This window comes from Pseudomonas sp. R1-6, from assembly GCF_051132115.1.
Lineage (GTDB): Bacteria > Pseudomonadota > Gammaproteobacteria > Pseudomonadales > Pseudomonadaceae > Aquipseudomonas.
Genome location: NZ_CP071662.1, coordinates 3,335,427 through 3,352,542, shown reverse-complemented (window position 1 = coordinate 3,352,542; position 17,116 = coordinate 3,335,427). Strand labels below are relative to the sequence as shown.

20 protein-coding genes are annotated in these 17,116 nt (G+C 62.3%); 14 read left to right on the top strand and 6 right to left on the bottom strand.

The features are described 5' to 3' along the window. Positions 1 to 64 precede the first annotated feature (64 nt). On the bottom strand, positions 65 to 1,411 hold the full coding sequence (locus J3P81_RS15010; RefSeq protein WP_420763530.1) for a sensor histidine kinase: 1,347 nt from the start codon (positions 1,409 to 1,411) through the stop codon (positions 65 to 67). Continuing rightward, complete coding sequence (locus J3P81_RS15005; RefSeq protein ID WP_420763531.1) at positions 1,408 to 2,118, bottom strand: response regulator; 711 nt, start codon at positions 2,116 to 2,118, stop codon at positions 1,408 to 1,410. The genes J3P81_RS15010 and J3P81_RS15005 overlap by 4 nt, the downstream gene beginning before the upstream one ends. Positions 2,119 to 2,458: 340 nt before the next feature. On the opposite strand from J3P81_RS15005, the gene J3P81_RS15000 reads away from it, so the two are divergent. From J3P81_RS15000 to J3P81_RS14985, 4 genes are all read left to right on the top strand, one after another. After that, positions 2,459 to 3,244 carry an MlaA family lipoprotein gene (locus tag J3P81_RS15000; RefSeq protein ID WP_434559515.1) on the top strand — a complete coding sequence of 262 codons (786 nt, stop codon included), beginning with the start codon at positions 2,459 to 2,461 and terminating at the stop codon, positions 3,242 to 3,244. Continuing rightward, a complete protein-coding gene (locus J3P81_RS14995) occupies positions 3,237 to 3,476 on the top strand; it encodes a hypothetical protein (protein WP_434559513.1) in 240 nt (79 codons plus the stop codon). Before J3P81_RS15000 ends, J3P81_RS14995 begins: the two co-directional genes overlap by 8 nt. 146 nt (positions 3,477 to 3,622) lie before the next feature. Beyond that, positions 3,623 to 4,924 carry an Nramp family divalent metal transporter gene (locus J3P81_RS14990; RefSeq protein ID WP_420763534.1) on the top strand — a complete coding sequence of 434 codons (1,302 nt, stop codon included), beginning with the start codon at positions 3,623 to 3,625 and terminating at the stop codon, positions 4,922 to 4,924. A gap of 67 nt (positions 4,925 to 4,991) precedes the next feature. Continuing rightward, positions 4,992 to 5,471, top strand: a complete 480-nt coding sequence (locus J3P81_RS14985) for a VOC family protein (RefSeq protein WP_420763535.1) — start codon at positions 4,992 to 4,994, stop codon at positions 5,469 to 5,471. On the opposite strand, the gene J3P81_RS14980 is transcribed toward J3P81_RS14985, so the two are convergent. Further along, positions 5,472 to 5,873, bottom strand: a complete 402-nt coding sequence (locus J3P81_RS14980; RefSeq protein ID WP_434559511.1) for a RidA family protein — start codon at positions 5,871 to 5,873, stop codon at positions 5,472 to 5,474. A gap of 130 nt (positions 5,874 to 6,003) precedes the next feature. On the opposite strand from J3P81_RS14980, the gene J3P81_RS14975 reads away from it, so the two are divergent. Next, positions 6,004 to 6,930: a LysR substrate-binding domain-containing protein gene (locus J3P81_RS14975; RefSeq protein ID WP_434559509.1), complete on the top strand. Its 927-nt coding sequence runs from the start codon at positions 6,004 to 6,006 to the stop codon at positions 6,928 to 6,930. Positions 6,931 to 6,960: 30 nt separating this feature from the next. Continuing rightward, the gene (locus J3P81_RS14970; RefSeq protein ID WP_434559507.1) at positions 6,961 to 7,353 is read left to right on the top strand and encodes a GFA family protein; all 393 of its coding nucleotides are present in this window, start codon (positions 6,961 to 6,963) and stop codon (positions 7,351 to 7,353) included. A 13-nt stretch (positions 7,354 to 7,366) separates the two neighbouring features. On the opposite strand, the gene J3P81_RS14965 is transcribed toward J3P81_RS14970, so the two are convergent. The 3 genes from J3P81_RS14965 to J3P81_RS14955 all read right to left on the bottom strand — a co-directional run bounded on the left by J3P81_RS14965 (position 7,367) and on the right by J3P81_RS14955 (position 10,045). After that, positions 7,367 to 7,864: a DUF3916 domain-containing protein gene (locus J3P81_RS14965; RefSeq protein ID WP_420763539.1), complete on the bottom strand. Its 498-nt coding sequence runs from the start codon at positions 7,862 to 7,864 to the stop codon at positions 7,367 to 7,369. Between the two features lie 108 nt (positions 7,865 to 7,972). Next, positions 7,973 to 9,418, bottom strand: coding sequence for an aldehyde dehydrogenase family protein (locus J3P81_RS14960; protein ID WP_434559505.1), 1,446 nt, complete (start codon positions 9,416 to 9,418; stop codon positions 7,973 to 7,975). A gap of 180 nt (positions 9,419 to 9,598) precedes the next feature. Further along, positions 9,599 to 10,045 carry a thioredoxin family protein gene (locus J3P81_RS14955; protein ID WP_420763541.1) on the bottom strand — a complete coding sequence of 149 codons (447 nt, stop codon included), beginning with the start codon at positions 10,043 to 10,045 and terminating at the stop codon, positions 9,599 to 9,601. Between the two features lie 350 nt (positions 10,046 to 10,395). Between J3P81_RS14955 and J3P81_RS14950 the strand changes: the two genes are divergently transcribed. From J3P81_RS14950 to J3P81_RS14915, 8 genes are all read left to right on the top strand, one after another. Then, positions 10,396 to 11,244, top strand: a complete 849-nt coding sequence (locus J3P81_RS14950; protein ID WP_420763542.1) for a transporter substrate-binding domain-containing protein — start codon at positions 10,396 to 10,398, stop codon at positions 11,242 to 11,244. A gap of 54 nt (positions 11,245 to 11,298) precedes the next feature. Then, positions 11,299 to 11,961: an amino acid ABC transporter permease gene (locus J3P81_RS14945; RefSeq protein ID WP_434559503.1), complete on the top strand. Its 663-nt coding sequence runs from the start codon at positions 11,299 to 11,301 to the stop codon at positions 11,959 to 11,961. A 9-nt stretch (positions 11,962 to 11,970) separates the two neighbouring features. Continuing rightward, complete coding sequence (locus J3P81_RS14940) at positions 11,971 to 12,633, top strand: amino acid ABC transporter permease (protein ID WP_434559501.1); 663 nt, start codon at positions 11,971 to 11,973, stop codon at positions 12,631 to 12,633. Then, on the top strand, positions 12,630 to 13,418 hold the full coding sequence (locus J3P81_RS14935; RefSeq protein WP_434559499.1) for an amino acid ABC transporter ATP-binding protein: 789 nt from the start codon (positions 12,630 to 12,632) through the stop codon (positions 13,416 to 13,418). The genes J3P81_RS14940 and J3P81_RS14935 overlap by 4 nt, the downstream gene beginning before the upstream one ends. 26 nt (positions 13,419 to 13,444) lie before the next feature. Continuing rightward, complete coding sequence (locus J3P81_RS14930; RefSeq protein WP_264427496.1) at positions 13,445 to 13,834, top strand: RidA family protein; 390 nt, start codon at positions 13,445 to 13,447, stop codon at positions 13,832 to 13,834. A gap of 164 nt (positions 13,835 to 13,998) precedes the next feature. Further along, positions 13,999 to 14,763, top strand: a complete 765-nt coding sequence (locus J3P81_RS14925; RefSeq protein ID WP_420763545.1) for an IclR family transcriptional regulator — start codon at positions 13,999 to 14,001, stop codon at positions 14,761 to 14,763. 29 nt (positions 14,764 to 14,792) lie between these two features. Continuing rightward, positions 14,793 to 16,010 carry an amino acid deaminase gene (locus J3P81_RS14920; protein ID WP_434559497.1) on the top strand — a complete coding sequence of 406 codons (1,218 nt, stop codon included), beginning with the start codon at positions 14,793 to 14,795 and terminating at the stop codon, positions 16,008 to 16,010. A gap of 153 nt (positions 16,011 to 16,163) precedes the next feature. Further along, positions 16,164 to 17,078 (top strand): sugar kinase, encoded by a 915-nt coding sequence (locus tag J3P81_RS14915; protein ID WP_434559495.1) that lies wholly within the window; start codon positions 16,164 to 16,166, stop codon positions 17,076 to 17,078. Positions 17,079 to 17,116: the final 38 nt, after the last annotated feature.

The window sequence follows — 17,116 nt, the reverse complement described above, 5'->3', positions numbered from 1 at the left end:
GGACATCCTACCGAGTAAGGCACGTGTTGTTTAGGACATTGTTCGCCGCAATGCCATGCCGAGGTCAATTGAGCGGCAGCGAGACCCTGACCTCGAGGCCACCGTCCCTGCGGTTCCTGAGCATCAGCGTTCCGCCATGCTCCAGTACCGTCGCCCGTGCCGCCGACAGGCCCAGCCCGACGCCACCGGTGTTCTTGTTGCGCGAGCCTTCGATGCGAAAGAACGGCGCGAACACTTGCTCCTGATATTGGAGCGCGATGCCCGGCCCGCGATCGACGATGCGGATCTCGACGCAGTCGGCGAAGGACTTCAACCGCACGCCCGGTTCGCTGCCGTATTTCGCCGCGTTGTCGATCAGGTTGCTCAGCGCGCGCTTGATCCCGATGGGCCGGCCGACATACACGAACCGCTGGGCGCCTTCGAAGGACACTTCGGTGCCAGCGTCCCGGAAATCGTCGACGACGGTGTGCAGCAGTTCCGCCAGGTCGAACGCCGTGGCGTGTTCCAGGCGCGCTTCGTCGCGGAAGAATTCCAAGGCGGCATTGACCATCGCCTGCATCTCGTCGACGTCCCGGAACAACCTCGATTGCTGATCGGGGTCCTCTATGAATTCGCCGCGCAGGCGCATGCGGGTCAGGGGGGCTCGCAAGTCGTGGGAGATGGCGGCGAGCATCTGCGTGCGGTCCTGGACGAAGTGCTTGAGCTGGGCCTGCATGGCGTTGAACGCCAGGATCGCCTGGCGGATTTCGAAGGGACCTACGACCGGGATCGGCGGTGCCCGGAAGTCCACGCCAAAGCGTCGGGCGCCCTCGGCAAAGCGCTCCAGCGGTGTGGCGAGGTGTCGCGTGGCGATCAGGGCGACGATCAGTGTCGACAGCATGATCAGCGCGATGATGATCAGGTTGCGGGCCCATTCTCCCAGGCCCCAGCTGCGCGAGGTCACAGAGACGGTTACCCAGGAGCGATCGGACAGTTCGATGATTACGGCGTAGCGCCTGGCGGGGTCATCGGCTGGCCAGTCTCCTGGTTCGTAGGCGTCGATCCGTGCGTCGGGCCTGCCCAACTGCCGATGCAGGAATGCCGAGCCTTCGCTGAACTCCGGGTCGTCGATCACCGGTAACCGCGCATCTTCATAGCGCCGCAGCCACTGGACGCTGAACGCCTCGTCACTGGCCGCCACGGCAATGTCGGGTCGTTGTGCGGGCTTGACCGAATCAATGATGCGGGTAATCGCTGCGGCCTTTTCCATCAGGCCGGTTTCCATCAGGGGAGGGCGCGCCCAGGCGCCGGCCAACAGGCTGAACAGTTCGTTGAGCGCCAGCAACGTCAGCATCGCCACCATTGTGGTCAGCGCGATCCAGCGTGCCACGGTGTCCCGTGGTCGATGGACCTTCGTGGGCCCGGTGGTCATCGCTTCACCACGTGGGGACTGAACAGGTAGCCACTGTTGCGAACGGTGCGGATCATCGACGGACCGGTGACGTCGCTTTCCAATTTGCGCCGCAAACGGCTGACCTGGACATCGATGCTTCGGTCAAACGCATCGAAGGTCTCACCACGGGCCAGGTCGAGCAGTTGCTGGCGGGTGAGCACCCGGCGTGGATGTTCGGCGAAGACCAGCAGTAATTCGAATTCCCCGGTAGACAGCGGAATCATGACCTTGTCGGGCGAGCGCAATTCGCGACGGGTGACGTCCAGTTGCCAGCCTTCGAACTCCAAGGTCGGCCGGGCGAGGTCGCCCGGGCTGCCCCTGGCCTCGCCGGTGCGCCGCAGGACGGCGCGCACCCGGGCCAGCAATTCTCGGGCATCGAAGGGCTTGGTGAGGTAGTCATCGGCGCCCATTTCCAGGCCGACGACACGGTCGCTCAATTCACCCATGGCGGTGAGCATGATGATCCCGACCCGGTGCTCGTTGCGCAGGCGCTGGCACAGCACCAGGCCGTTATCGCCCGGCAACATCACGTCGAGGATGATCAGGTCCGGCTGCCGGCGTTCCACCGCTTGCCACAGGGCGTTGCCGTCGGCGGCGACTTCGACGCTATAGCCATGTTGCTCAAGGAATTTGCGCAGCAGGGCGAGGACTTCGAGGTCATCGTCCACCAGTAATAAGTGGCTCACGGTGGTCACGTCGGGCAATGAATACGGGGTGCAATACTAGGGTCAATCCGGGCCTGCGTCATTTATTTCAATCCGGAAACAAAGCTGCCGGCGGGCAATATTCCGGAAATCTGCGGGCAAGAAAACGGCGGCAGGATGGGGTCGATGTCGGTCTCTCCAAATAGTCAGTTCCACCCAGAACCCGTGGCAAGGGAGCTTGCTCCCGCTGGGTCGCGAAGCGGCCCCAAAACAGCGGTGAGCGCTTCGCACTAAGGCGCGAGCAAGCTCCCTCGCCACGGGTTTGGTGTTTGGCTTTTAACCGGCATAGGCACCCCTCCATTCCTCCCCGAGATAGCCCCGCATGTCGATCCTCAAACCCGCGCCGCTGTTTGTCCGATCCACCGTCATCGTCGCGCTGGCGGTACTCGCCAGCGGCTGCAGCAGTACGCCAACCGCCAAGCCGGGCAGTTGCGAAAGTGTTCCCTATGCGGTGCACGATCCGGCCGAACCGGTGAACCGCGGCATCTTCGCCTTCAACCGTACCGTGGACGATTACGCCCTGGCCCCCGTCGCCCGTGGGTATCGCAAACTGCCGGACATGTTCCAGGCTGGCGTACACAACTTCGTCGCCAACTTCGGTGAGCCCAAGGTGTTCATCAACGATTTGCTGCAAGGCAATGGGCAGCGTTCCGTCACGACTCTTGGGCGCTTCGTCATCAATACCACCGTGGGCATCGTCGGGCTGATCGACGTGTCGGGCAAGATGGGCATCGCGCGTCATGAATCGGATTTCGGCCAGACGTTTGGCGTCTGGAATATCGCCCCCGGACCGATCGTGGAATTGCCGCTGCTGGGCACTGCCAACCTGAGGGACGCTACCGGCAAGGTGGTGAGCTTCGTCGTGGACCCTTTCGGCGACAACAGCGATACCGTCCAGACCCTGAGTACGATCAAGACCGTGGGCGGCGTCGTCGATGGACGCGCGCAGGCGCTGCCGCTCACCGACCAGTTGCAGGCGCGGCCGGACTATTACGTGGCGCTGCGCGACGCCATCGCGCAACGACGTGCTGATTTCGTCGCGGATGGCAAACTGGGCGCCGTCCAGGACGAGCCGCAATGCCCGGAACGCGGTGGCGCCGATGAATAGCCAGGCGCTGGTCCTGCATCGGCGGGTGAAGACCATTGACCAAGGCTCGCTGCATTGCCGCGAGCTCGAACTGCGGCTTGCCGAGGACGGCCAGCACGTACTGCTCAGCCGCTACGTCGAATGGTACGACCCGCAGCAACCGGGCCTGTGTGCAGCCCAGCACTATCGGGTGCCGTTGGCGAGCATGATTCGCTGGATGATCAACAATGGCGAGCGGGGCAGCGGGCCGTGACGATGGGCGATCTCCCCGGCGTGTAACCATGTCGGGGAGTTGAAACATTTTTACATACTTCCGGCTTAATTATGGTTGTACGATGTCGTACGAAATATGGTCGACTGTTTCCGTTCCTCACAAAAAAAATAACGGAGATTTCATCCATGTCGAGCATTCCCTCCGCAGAAGGCCAGGCCGTGGCCCCCGCGCAGAGCCGCTTCGTACGCCTCTTGAAGCTACTTGGCCCCGGTATCATCGCGGTACTGTCATGGCTGGGCGCTGGCGATCTCATCACATCTTCCGTGGCCGGCGCGAACTACGGCTACGCAATGATGTGGGTGCTGGCGGTGTCCTTGCTGCTCCGATACCTGATCGTCAACATCATTGCCCGCTTCCAGCTGTGCAATAACCAGGGCATGACCATCCTGCAGGGTTACGCCCAGCTCAATCCGTTTTTCGCCTGGTTCATGCTGGTGTATGCGCTGCTCATGGGGCACCTGATGAACGCCTACATGATCAAGGGCGCCGGCGAGGCCTTGGCGATGCTGCTCAAGACCGATTACCCGCTGCTGTGTTCGGTGGCGGTGGTGTTGGCAGTGTGGATGCTCGTCGGGCGCAATATCTACTCGATGATCGAGGGCGTGATGAAGGTGTTGCTGGCGATCATGACCCTGGCGTTCCTCGCCTTGGCGGTCATGTCCGGCCCGGATGTCGCCGGAATCGTCAAAGGCACCATCGGCTTCAGCATTCCACCCGATGAAGGCGTGCACGGTGCGCTGCTGGTGGCGGTCTCGGTGATTGGCGCGGTGGCGGGTTCCATCGCCAACTTCGTCCACCCTTATGTCATGCGCCAGAAAGGCTGGGTTGGCCCTGAGCACAAGCGCATCCAGCGCAACGACCTGTTGTTTGCGGTGTTTGTCGGGATCGTCATCAACCTGGCGATCTGGATCGTCGGCGCCGAGATCCTGCGGCCTAATGGCATCGAGGTGAAGACCCTTGGCGACCTGGGCAAGGCCTTGGAAATGTTCTTCGGCTCGATCGGTTGGTATGTGTTCTTCGTCGGTGTGTTCGCCACGCTGTTCGCCAGCATTTCCGGCAAGACCACGGCATTCCCGATGCTGATCACCGATGCCTTCCAGCACGTGCGTCCTGAGCGTCGCGAGCGCTATGGCAAGGAGTTCCACCGCGACCCGATGCACAAGTGGTTCATGCTGTTCATCCTCGTCACGCCGCTGATCTGGTCGCTGCCGGGCATGCCGGACTTCGTGACCCTGACTATCGGTGTCAACGCGCTGAACATCGTCGGCCTGCCAGTGATCTCCCTGGGCCTGCTGATCATGTCCAACCAGAAGTCGCTGCTGGGCAAGGAATACCGCAACAACCTGTTCGAGAACATTGCGCTGGTGTTCGCGACCGGCCTGGCGTTGTGGGTGGCGTTCCAACTGGGCGTCGATCTGTTTGCCTGAGCCTTGGGCATTCATCTCAGGAAGGGGCTGCTAGACTTCATGGTCCAGTCCCTTTCGGAGAATCCCAATGAACAACAAGAACAGGATTTGCCTCTGGTACGACGGCACCGCGCAGGACGCAGCTGAGTTCTACGCAAGCACGTTTCCCGACAGCGCGGTGAACGCGATCCACCATGCGCCGGGCGATTATCCGGCGGGCGAGCAGGGCGATGTCATCACGGTGGATTTCACGGTGATCGGCATTCCCTGCATCGGCTTGAATGGCGGCGCGATGTTCAAGCACAACGAAGCCTTCTCCTTCCAGGTCGCAACCGATGACCAGGCCGAGACGGATCGCCTCTGGAACGCGATCATCGACAACGGCGGCCAGGCGAGCGCTTGCGGCTGGTGCAAGGACAAGTGGGGTGTGTCGTGGCAGATCAGCCCCCGGGTTCTGGTCGAGGCGATCACCAGCGCCGACAAAGCCGCCGCCAAGCGCGCCTTCGAAGCCATGATGAACATGACCAAGATCGACATCGCGGCGATCGAGGCGGCGGTGAAGGGGTAGTCAGCTTGTGGTTCCAGGCAACCTGGCAATCACCTTGATCTCGAACTGGAAACCATACAGCCATGTCACACCCACCGCTGTCAGCGTTGGGTGCGGCGCGTGGCCCCAGAATTCGGGCACCACGCTCCAGACCCGTTCGAATATCGATTCGGGATCAACCATGAAGACCGTGACGTCGATCACGTCGTCAAAGCTGCAATCGGCGGCGGCGAGTATGGCCGCAAGATTGGTGAAGGCGCGGCGCACCTGGTCTTCCAGCACGGGCTCGGGCGAGCCGTCCTCGCGGCTGCCGACCTGTCCGGATACGAACAGCAAACCATTGGAGCGAATCGCCGGCGAATAGCGGTTGCGCTCGTAAAGCGCCTGGCGTCCGGGCAGAAAAACGACGTCACGCTGTGTCATGGGGTGTCTCCTCGATGGGCCGTAGCGGCCGCCAATGTGCGATGGAGAAACTGTAGGGGCTTGTGCTCGGGCGATAAACGGGCAAGCTTGGCGTTCACTGTTTGTCAAACCCAAACAATCCGAGGCGCAGATGGACCGTTTCGATGCGATGCAGGCGTTCGTGCGTGTGGTGGAGTCGGGCAGTTTCACCAAGGCCGCCGAGACGCTGCACATGAGCAAGACCACCGTGACCCAGCTGGTGCAACAGCTCGAAGCGCGGCTGCGAGTCAAGTTGCTCAACCGCACGACACGCAAGGTCAACGTCACGGCGGACGGCGCGGCCTTCTATGAGCGTGCGATCCGCCTGTTGGCGGACCTGGATGACGCCGAGACCAGCTTGTCCGGCGCCCAGGCCCTGCCGCGCGGGCGGCTGCGGGTGGATGTGCCGAGCCCGCTGGCGGCGCTGATCCTGATACCGGCGCTGCCGGACTTTTACGAGCGTTACCCCGACATCCAGATCGACATGGGCGTCAGCGACCGCATCGTTGACATAATTGACGAAAACGTCGATTGCGTGGTTCGCGGCGGCGAACTGAAGGATCAATCGCTGATCGCCCGACGCGTCGGCGACCTGGCCCTTGGGGTCTTCGCCGCGCCAAGCTACCTGGCGCGTCTGGGTACCCCGGTCCATCCGCGAGAGCTGGAGGATTCCCAACATCGCGTCGTCGGTTTCCTGTGGGCACGCACCGGCAAGGCCTTGCCCTATGCCATGCACCGACAGGACGAGCACCTGCGCATCAAGGCGCGTTACGCCCTGGCGATCGACGATGGCAACGCCTACCTGGCCGCCGGCCTGGCCGGGCTGGGCGTGCTCTGGTTGCCCATCTATATGTCGCGGACTCACCAGGCGCAGGGGACGTTGGTCCCGTTGTTCGAAGATTGGCGCCTGGAGTCGATGCCGATGTACGTGGCCTACCCGCCGAACCGGCACATCAGTGCCAAGCTGCGGGTGTTCATTGACTGGGTGATGGAGCTGATGGCGCAGCATGCGCCTATCCTTGATCGGCAGGCGTCATGACATTTTTCTCGATCGCAGAGGAGAACAGCGATGGAACGATTCACCGGCGGTTGCCTGTGCGGCAACGTTCGTCTTGAAGCGTCTGGCCGTCCATACCGGGTCGGCCTTTGCCACTGCCTGGATTGCCGCAAGCATCACGGTGCACTGTTTTTTGCGGCGGCGGTGTTCCCCGAGGACGCCGTCACCGTCACGGGCGAGCCCCGGGATTATGCCGGGCGCTTCTTCTGCCCCAATTGCGGCTCGTCGCTGTTCGCCCGCAGCGGCGACGAGATCGAAGTGCACCTCGGCACGCTCGATACCCCCGACCAACTGACGCCCACCTACGAATGCTGGACCGTGCGCCGCGAGTCCTGGCTGCCGGCATTTGCGTTGGCGCGTCGGTATGAGCGTGATCGCGAGGGCAAGGGGCGGGCAGAAGAGTAGGGGGGCGAGGCGCTCAGGCCGGTTCGCCTATGCACCACCATTGGACTGTGATGTTGTTTTCTGGGTCGACTACGTTACGCCCGTGCTCAATGAAATTGGGTGGAACGTGCAGCGCCAACTTGTCGCTGATCCGTTGGGGCGCTAGCGCGTTCGCGTCGCTGAGGAAACCCAGGTAGTAGTCCTTGTCATAGAAAATGGTGACTTCGCTTTCAAAGAGCCATGGCCATGTCAGAAGGCAGGCGACGCGGTAATAACCTTCGGAGCGGTCTGCCGCCCGGGATATGTGGGCCGCTGCCTCGAGCAACTGCTGGACGCAGAACGCCTGGACTTCGATTCGGGCTTGATCGCCTTCGACCAGCAGTTCGTGGACCGGGATTTTCCAGTTCGAATATCGGTAACCTTCCTGCCTTGGATAGAAATTGCCCTCAAAACTCGACGCCCAGCGCTCGATTGAGCGAAGGCGGCGATGCAGGCCCCTGAGTGGCTTTCCGTTGACGCTGATTTGCCGCATTGATGTGTCCTGCCAAATGAGGCCGGCCATTCTCTGGGCTGCAATGCGGCAATCCAAGGATAACGCTGGTCATTTCGGTTTCATTTGATGTCCGCGATATCAGAGCGATCAAGCAAATCCGACAATCGCCTTGATCTCCAGATACTCCTCGAACCCATGGACCCCATATTCGCGCCCGTTGCCCGAGCGCTTGTAACCGCCGAACGGGGCCATGGGGTTCCAGGTCGGATAGTTCAGCAGCACTTGCCCGGCACGGATGCGCTTGGCCACGGCGCGTACCTGGTCAAGGTCGCGGCCCTGAACGTGCGCGCCCAGCCCGTAGACGGTGTCGTTGGCGATGGCGACGGCTTCGTCCAGCGTGTCGTACGGGATGATGCACAGCACCGGGCCGAAGATTTCTTCCTGGGCGATGCGCATGCCGTTGTCGACTTGCGAGAACACGGTTGGCCGGGTGTAGAAGCCTTTGGTGAAACCGTCGACGCGTCCCGGCCCACCGCAAATCAGCTTGGCCCCTTCCTCCAGGCCCGCTTCGATCATCGCCTGCACGCGCTTGAACTGGGCCTGGTTGGCAATCGGGCCGAGCACGGTGTCTTCCGACCGTGGGTCACCGACGATGATGGCATTGGCCGTGGCGGCCGCCAGTGCCTCGACTTCCGCCAGGCGGTTCCTGGGTACGATCATCCGCGTCGGCGCGCTGCAGGACTGGCCGACATTGCGCAACGCCGACATCACGCCGGGCGGCACGGCCTTGGCGAAGTCGGCGTCGGGCAGAAACACGTTTGGCGACTTGCCGCCCAGCTCTTGGGTGACCCGCTTGACCGTGGGGGCGGCGGCTTGGGCCACCAGGGCGCCGGCGCGATTGGAGCCGGTGATGGAAATCATGTCGATGTCGGGGTGCGCCGCCATGGCCGCGCCGACCTCGGCGCCGCCGCCGTTGACCAGGTTGAACACGCCTGCCGGCAGGCCGGCGTCATGCACCAGTTCGGCGAACAGCAGGGCGCTCAAAGGCGACAGTTCGCTGGGCTTGAGCACCACGGTGCAACCGGCGGCGATCGCCGGGGCGACCTTGGCGGTGATCTGATAGAGCGGCCAGTTCCACGGCGTGATCAAACCGCAGACGCCGATGGGTTCGCGCACGATGGCGGTGCTGTTCTCGATTTTCTGAAATACATAAGTGGACAGCACATCGCGCGCCACACGAACGTGTTCGGCCGCCAGCGGCACTTGCATGGATCGGGCGAAACCGATTGCCGCGCCCATTTCCAGGCACAGCACCTGGGCCAGCGCTTCCTTGCGTTCGAGCATCAGTTCATGGATCTTCCCGAGGATTCGGGCGCGATCCGCCACTGCGGTCGCGGCCCAGCCGGGCATCGCCGCCTTTGCCGCCGCGACGGCGCGGTCAACGTCGTCGGATGATCCTTGGGCAACCTCGGCGAGCACCTCTTCGGTGGCCGGATTGACGACTGCCAGCGTCGTCCCCCGGGTCGGCGATTGCCAATGACCGTCGATGTAGAACTGCCCGGTATTTTGCGGAATATATGAGGGTTTGGTCATCCATCAGGCTCCCATAGAGCGGTGATGACACTGCCGGCAGCAGGTCGTGGTTGCATGCCGATAAACTACCAAAGCGGCCCTGGCGGGTTGTGCCGTTGTTTGGCTCGGCAAAGAACAATCTGCTGAATATGCCGGGCTGACTTTGCAAAAACGTAGCGAAGGCGCTTCGCAGGCCCGACGCTACCGAGGCGTCGCCCGCAGCCGCAAAAGTGCCGGGGCCCGGCGGGCGGTGCACAGTGTTTTGAGTTGCTGGCGCAACCAGCGCAAATCGTGCCGCCGTGGCGTCGGCAAGCGCCTGGGTCTGGTCCGGCCGACGAGCTCGGTAAAGGTCTGGACGAACGAGGCCGGGTCACCGATGCCCTTGAGCTTGCGCCGTAGTTTTCCGTCTTTATAGAACAGCACGGTGGGCGTGCCGGTGACTTCCGGGTGCCGAGGCGATTGATCGGTGCTCAGTTTGTAGATCACGGCCCGATTCTCGAAGGTCTCGGCAACCTTGCAGAACAACGGGTCGGCCATGCCGCAGGCGTAGCAGTGCGGATGGCCGAAATAAAAGACCACCGGGCGCCAGGTCTTGAGCGCCGTGCGGTAGTCCTTTTGAGTGCTGACGTGAGTGATGAGCGAGCTCATGGCGGCTTCCCTGTGTCGAGACGTGCCCAGGACCATAAGCAACACGTTCCGGCGACGCTACTGTCAGAGTTGACAGGTGGCGGCCCCGTTTCGGTGCGATGGGTGTATTGCGCCCCCGATAGGCTTCGTAATGGGGCCTTGTTACCCAGCGGCCGTAGCCATCGGTAGCAGCCGCGAGCGGGTCATGGTTGCGCCGTCCGATCCGCTGGATTTCTATCTTCCTGATTTCATTGACGTTCCATTTTTCACTCCACCGCATCGAAAGGCTGTGGCACACTTTCTGCTGTCTATTCCGTTGTTACATACCACATTCCGGTATAGCGGAATAAACTCACCCTGGAGTGCTTGCCATGCAACGCCGACCTTCCTTGTTCAAAGCGTGTGTTTTTCTCTTCGCGGCCACGACGGCCGCCATGGGTGTCGCCCAGGCGGCCGACAGCAAGCTGGACAGCGTGCTGCAACGCGGGAAATTGATTGTGGGCACGGGCAGCACCAATGCGCCGTGGCACTTCCAAGGAGCGGATGGCAAGTTGCAGGGGTTTGATATCGACATCGCGCGGATGGTCGCCAAGGGGCTGTTCAATGACCCGGAAAAAGTCGAGTTCGTGGTGCAATCATCCGATGCGCGGATTCCCAACCTGCTGACCGACAAGGTCGACATGAGCTGCCAGTTCATCACCGTCACCGCCAGCCGCGCCCAGCAAGTGGCGTTTACGCTGCCGTACTACCGCGAAGGGGTGGGCCTGCTGTTGCCGGCCAACAGCAAGTACAAGGAAATCGAGGACCTCAAGGCCGCCGATGACGACGTCACCGTGGCGGTGCTGCAAAACGTCTACGCCGAAGAACTGGTCCACCAGGCGCTGCCCAAGGCCAAGGTCGACCAATACGACAGCGTCGACCTGATGTACCAGGCGGTGAACTCCGGCCGCGCCGATGCCGCCGCCACCGACCAATCCTCGGTCAAGTACCTGATGGTGCAGAACCCCGGTCGCTACCGCAGCCCGGCCTACGCCTGGAGCCCGCAAACCTACGCCTGCGCGGTCAAGCGCGGCGACCAGGACTGGCTGAACTTCGTCAACACCACCCTGCACGAGGCCATGACCGGTGTGGAATTCCCCACCTATGCGGCGTCGTTCAAGCAGTGGTTCGGCGTTGAGTTGCCGTCTCCGGCGATCGGTTTCCCTGTTGAATTCAAATGACCCTGTGAGCCCGGGGCGCCCCTCGCGGGCGCACCGTCGAAGGTACTGCCGACCATGAATTATCAGTTGAATTTTGCCGCCGTCTGGCGCGATTTCGACACCTTGCTGGCGGGGCTTGGCCTGGGGCTTTCCCTCGCGCTGGTGTCGATCGCCATCGGTTGCGTGATCGGCCTGGCGATGGCGTTCGCGCTGCTCAGCAAGCATCGCTTGCTGCGGGTGTTGGCCTCGGTGTACGTCACCGTGATCCGCAACACGCCGATCCTGGTGCTGATCCTGTTGATCTACTTCGCCTTGCCGAGCCTGGGCATTCGCCTGGACAAGCTGCCGTCGTTCGTTATCACGCTCTCGCTGTACGCCGGGGCCTACCTGACCGAAGTGTTTCGCGGCGGGCTGTTGAGTATTCATAAGGGCCAGCGCGAAGCAGGGTTGGCGATCGGCCTGGGCGAGTGGCAGGTCAAGGCCTACGTCACCGTGCCGGTGATGCTGCGCAACGTGTTGCCGGCCCTGTCGAACAACTTCATTTCGCTGTTCAAGGACACCTCCCTGGCGGCGGCGATTGCCGTGCCGGAGCTGACCTATTACGCCCGCAAGATCAACGTGGAGAGCTACCGGGTGATCGAAACCTGGCTGGTGACCACGGCCCTGTACGTCGCGGCCTGTTTTCTCATTGCCATGCTGCTGCGTTATTTCGAGCAGCGCCTGGCGATCCGCCGTTAGGAGTTTCCCATGTACGAATCCCCCAGTTGGTTGCACGAGTTGTGGGTCGCCCGGGACACTTTGTGGAGTGGCTTCCTGACCAGCGTGCAATGCTCGGCGCTGGCGATTGTGTTGGGCACATTGATCGGTCTCTTCGCCGGGTTGGCGCTGACATACGGGCGGGTCTGGATGCGCGCGCCGTTTCGTTTCTATGTCGACTTGATCCGCGGTACACCGGTGTTCGTGCTGGTGCTGGCTTGCTTCTACATGGCGCCGGCCCTGGGTTGGCAGATCGGTGCGTTCCAGGCCGGTGTGCTGGGCCTGACGCTGTTCTGCGGCTCTCACGTGGCCGAGATCGTGCGCGGCGCCCTGCAGGCGTTGCCTCGTGGGCAGATGGAAGCGAGCCAGGCCATTGGCCTGACATTCCAGCAGGCGCTGGGCTACGTGCTGTTGCCCCAGGCGTTGCGGCAGATCCTGCCGACCTGGGTCAATTCCTCCACCGAGATCGTCAAGGCCTCGACCCTGCTGTCGGTGATCGGTGTGGCCGAATTGCTGCTCAGCACCCAGCAGATCATCGCCCGGACGTTCATGACCCTGGAGTTCTACCTGTTCGCCGGTTTTCTCTTTTTCATCATCAATTACGCCATCGAATTGCTCGGGCGGCACATTGAAAAGCGGGTGGCCTTGCCATGACTGATATTTCCCTCTCCAACGCTCAACCGCTGCTGGACATTCGTGGCCTGCGCAAACAATACGGCCCGCTGGAAGTGCTCAAGGGCGTTGACCTGAGCATGCAGCGCGGCAACGTGGTCACGCTGATCGGCTCCAGTGGTTCGGGCAAGACCACGCTGCTGCGTTGCGTCAACATGCTGGAAGAATTCCAGGGCGGCCGGATCATGCTCGACGGCGAGTCCATCGGCTATGACGAGGTGGACGGCAAGCGTGTGCGCCACCCCGAGAAAGTCATCGCCCGGCACCGGGCCATGACCGGCATGGCTTTCCAGCAATTCAACCTGTTCCCGCATCTGACCGCGTTGCAGAACGTCACCCTGGGCCTGCTCAAGGTGAAAAAACTGCCCAAGGACGAAGCCGTGGCCCTGGCCGAAAAATGGCTGGAGCGGGTCGGCCTGCTGGAACGGCGCGATCACTTCCCCGGTCAGTTGTCCGGCGGTCAGCAGCAGCGCGTGGCGATTGCCCGGGCGATTGCGATGAACCCGAGCCTGATGCTGTTCGACGAAGTGACCTCGGCCCTGGATCCGGAACTGGTCGGCGAAGTATTGAACGTGATCAAGGGCCTTGCCGAAGACGGCATGACCATGCTGCTGGTGACCCACGAGATGCGCTTTGCCTTCGAAGTTTCGGACAAGATCGTCTTCATGAACCAGGGCCGCATCGAAGAGCAGGGGCCGCCGAAGCAATTGTTCGAGCGACCGCAATCGCCGCGCCTGGCGGAATTCCTCAAGAACACCCGTTTTTAACTTCCATTCAACAAGGAGATAAATCCATGAGCATTACCCGTTACGGCACCGGCAGCACCGCAGGCGGCGGCCAGCCACGGCCCTTCGCCCGCGCCGTGGAGGCCGATGGCTGGCTGCACGTGTCCGGCCAGGTGCCGGCAGTGAACGGCGAAATCATCGTAGGCGGTATCGTCGAGCAGACCCACCAGACCATGAAGAACCTGATCGCCATTCTCCAAGAGGCCGGTTATGGCCTGGAAGATGTGGTTCGCTGCGGTGTCTGGCTGGAAGACCCGCGGGATTTCTGGAGCTTCAACAAGGTGTTCGGTGAGTATTTCAGCCCGGAACACGCCCCGGCGCGGGCGTGTGTGCAGGCGAGCATGATGGTCGATTGCAAGGTCGAGATCGACTGTGTGGCCTACAAGAAAAAGGCCTGACCAGGATTTTCTGGCGAATTCACTTCTGTGGCGAGGGAGCTTGCTCCCGCTGGCCTGCGCAGCAGGCCCATTCTTTACGACCGCTGCGCAGCCGAGCGGGAGCAAGCTCCCTCGCCACAATAAAGATACATGCGATTATGGGTGAAATTTCAGGAACCAAAGACATGACCGAAGACACCATCAAACGCCGGGCCCGGGGATTGGATCGGGCGTTCGATATCCTCGATTTCCTCAAGGAGATCGGCCAGCCGTTGCGCCCGAACGACATCGCCAGCGGTATCGGCAGCCCCAAGTCCACGGTCTATGAGCTGGTGGCGTCGCTGCTGGAGCGTCGCATCCTCGAGCCGGTGGGCAAGGATGGCCATGTCTACCTGGGGCGCCAGTTGTACTTTCTCGGCCAGGCGCATTTGCGGCATTTCGACCTGAGCCGCGAAGCCGACCAGGCCTTGCAGGACATCGTCCGGCAGACCCGGGAAACCGCGCAGATGTGCCTGCTCAATGGGCGCAAATACACGGTCGCGCTGATGAAGGAGGGCGAGCGGCACTTTCGCATCTCTTCGGACATCGGTGAAAACGCGCCGATCCCCTGGACGGCCTCCGGTCGCCTGTTGCTGGCGCATCTGAGCGACCAGCAGATCATCGACCTGATCGACCCCGATGACTTCATCCTGCCGGACGGCGAACGCCTGCCGCTGGAGCGGTTTCTAGGAGAGATCCGCCAGGCCGGCATCGATGGATTTTTCTCCTTCGATAGCGTTGCCGACACCTTCACCCACTGCTTCGCCGCACCGGTCAAAGACCCCAACGGCGTGGCCATCGCGACCCTGTGCATCGTCGCCCCGAGGGCTGACGCCAAGAACAATTACGCCGACTACCGCCGGGTGCTGATCGAAAGCGCCAACCACCTGGCCCGTCGCATCAACGAATAGACAGCCTTGGCTGTGTGAGGAGTTCGAACATGTCTTCTGTCATTACTAACGCGGGCGTCGAGAAGGGCGCCGCGCCCATCGGCGCTCATTTGCTGCGGGACGTGAGCCTGCCGGCGCTGGTGCTGCATCGCGAGGCCCTGGAGCACAACATCCGATGGATGCAGAAATTTGTCAGTGACAGCGGTGCGCAGCTGGCGCCCCACGGCAAGACCAGCATGACCCCGGCGTTGTTTCGTCGCCAGATCGAAGCCGGCGCCTGGGGCCTGACTTTGGCCACGGCGGTGCAGACCCGTGCCGCCTACGCCCATGGCGTACGGCGCGTGCTGATGGCCAATCAATTGGTCGGCAAGCCCAACATGGCATTGATCGCCGATCTGCTGGCCGACCCGGCGTTCGAATTCCATTGCATGGTCGATCATCCGGACAACGTCGCCCAGCTCGGCGCTTATTTCGCTTCTCGCGGCGTGCGGCTGAACGTGATGATCGAATACGGCGTCGTCGGCGGTCGTTGCGGTTGCCGTACCGAAGCCGAGGTGCTGGCCCTGGCCGAGGCCATCGGAGCGCAACCGGCACTGGCATTGACCGGCATCGAAGGCTATGAAGGGGTCATCCACGGTGATCATGCCGTCAGCGGCATCCGCGCATTCGCCGCTTCCCTGGTGGGGCTGGCCATGCAGTTGCAGGACAGCGGCGCGTTTGCCATCGACAAACCCATCATCACCGCCTCGGGGTCGGCCTGGTACGACTTGATCGCTGAATCTTTCGAAGCCCGCAACGCCCAGGGCCGTTTCCTCAGCGTGCTGCGCCCCGGCAGTTACGTGGCCCACGACCATGGCATCTACAAGGAGGCCCAGTGCTGCGTACTGGAGCGGCGCAGCGATTTGCACGAAGGCTTGCGTCCGGCCCTGGAAGTCTGGGCCCACGTGCAGTCGATGCCGGAGCCGGGCTTCGCGGTGATCGCCCTGGGCAAGCGCGACGTGGCCTACGACGCCGGGCTGCCGGTGCCGCTCAAGCGCTACAAGGCGGATTCTGATTCGGTGGCAGGCGACGATGTCAGCGCCTGCAAGGTGACGGCGGTGATGGACCAGCATGCATTCATGACGGTGGCGCCGGGGGTCGAGCTGCGGGTCGGGGACATCATTTCGTTCGGGACCTCCCACCCGTGCCTGACATTCGACAAGTGGCGGGTGGGGTGCCTGGTGGATGAGGGGTTGCGGGTGGTTGAGCTTATGGAGACTTGTTTCTAAGGCTTGAGAGCGAGTCGCGGCTATCGCGAGCAGGCTCGCTCCCACATTGGATTTGTTGTGAATACAAAACCAGTATTCATCCACGATCCCTGTGGGAGCGAGCTTGCTCGCGATAGCGGTCCGCAATACACCACCGAACCATCAGGACCATCCATGAGCAACACTAAACCCCGCATCGCCCTGATCGGCGAATGCATGATTGAACTGCAACACCGCGCCGACGGCAGCCTGCAGCAAAGCTTCGGCGGCGACACGCTGAACACTGCGGTGTATCTGTCCCGTGCGTTGGGCGACAAAGGCTCGGTGGATTACGTCACCGCCCTGGGCGACGACTCTTTCAGCGATGCCATGTGCCAGAGCTGGGCTTCGGAAAACATCGGGTTGGAAAGGGTCCAGCGTTTGCCCGGTCGTCTGCCGGGCCTGTATTGCATCCAGACCGATGCGGCGGGCGAGCGGCGTTTCCTGTACTGGCGCAACGAGGCTGCCGTGCGGGATTGCTTCACCACGCCGGCCGCCGTGCCGATCCTGGAAGCGTTGCCCGGATACGACGTGCTGTATTTCAGCGGCATCACCCTGGCGGTGATTGGCGAGCAGGGCCGGCGCAAACTCATCGAGGCCCTGATCGAGGCACGGCGCCGGGGCGCGCAGGTGGTGTTCGACAACAATTACCGGCCACGGCTCTGGGCCTCGGTCGAGGCGGCCCGGGCGGCCTATCGCAGCGTGTTGCCCTATGTGGAGCTGGCGTTGCTGACCGTGGATGACGAACAAGCACTGTTCGGCCATGCCGACAGTGACGCAGTGTTCATCGCCTATGAGCAACTGGGGACACCGGAAGTGGTACTTAAGCGCGGCGCCGAGGCGTGCCTGATTCGTTGTGATGGCCGGTCTTATGACGTGCCGGCCCAACGGGTAGAGCGCGTGGTGGATACGACAGCGGCGGGGGACTCGTTCAGCGCCGCCTACCTGGCGAGTCGCTTGCTGGGGGGCAGCCCGGCGGAGGCGGCCGAGGCCGGGCATTTGTTGGCGAGCCGGGTGATCCAGGTGCCGGGGGCATTGATACCGAGATGATCTGGCCAGCACAAAACCTGTGGGAGCCAGCCTGGTGT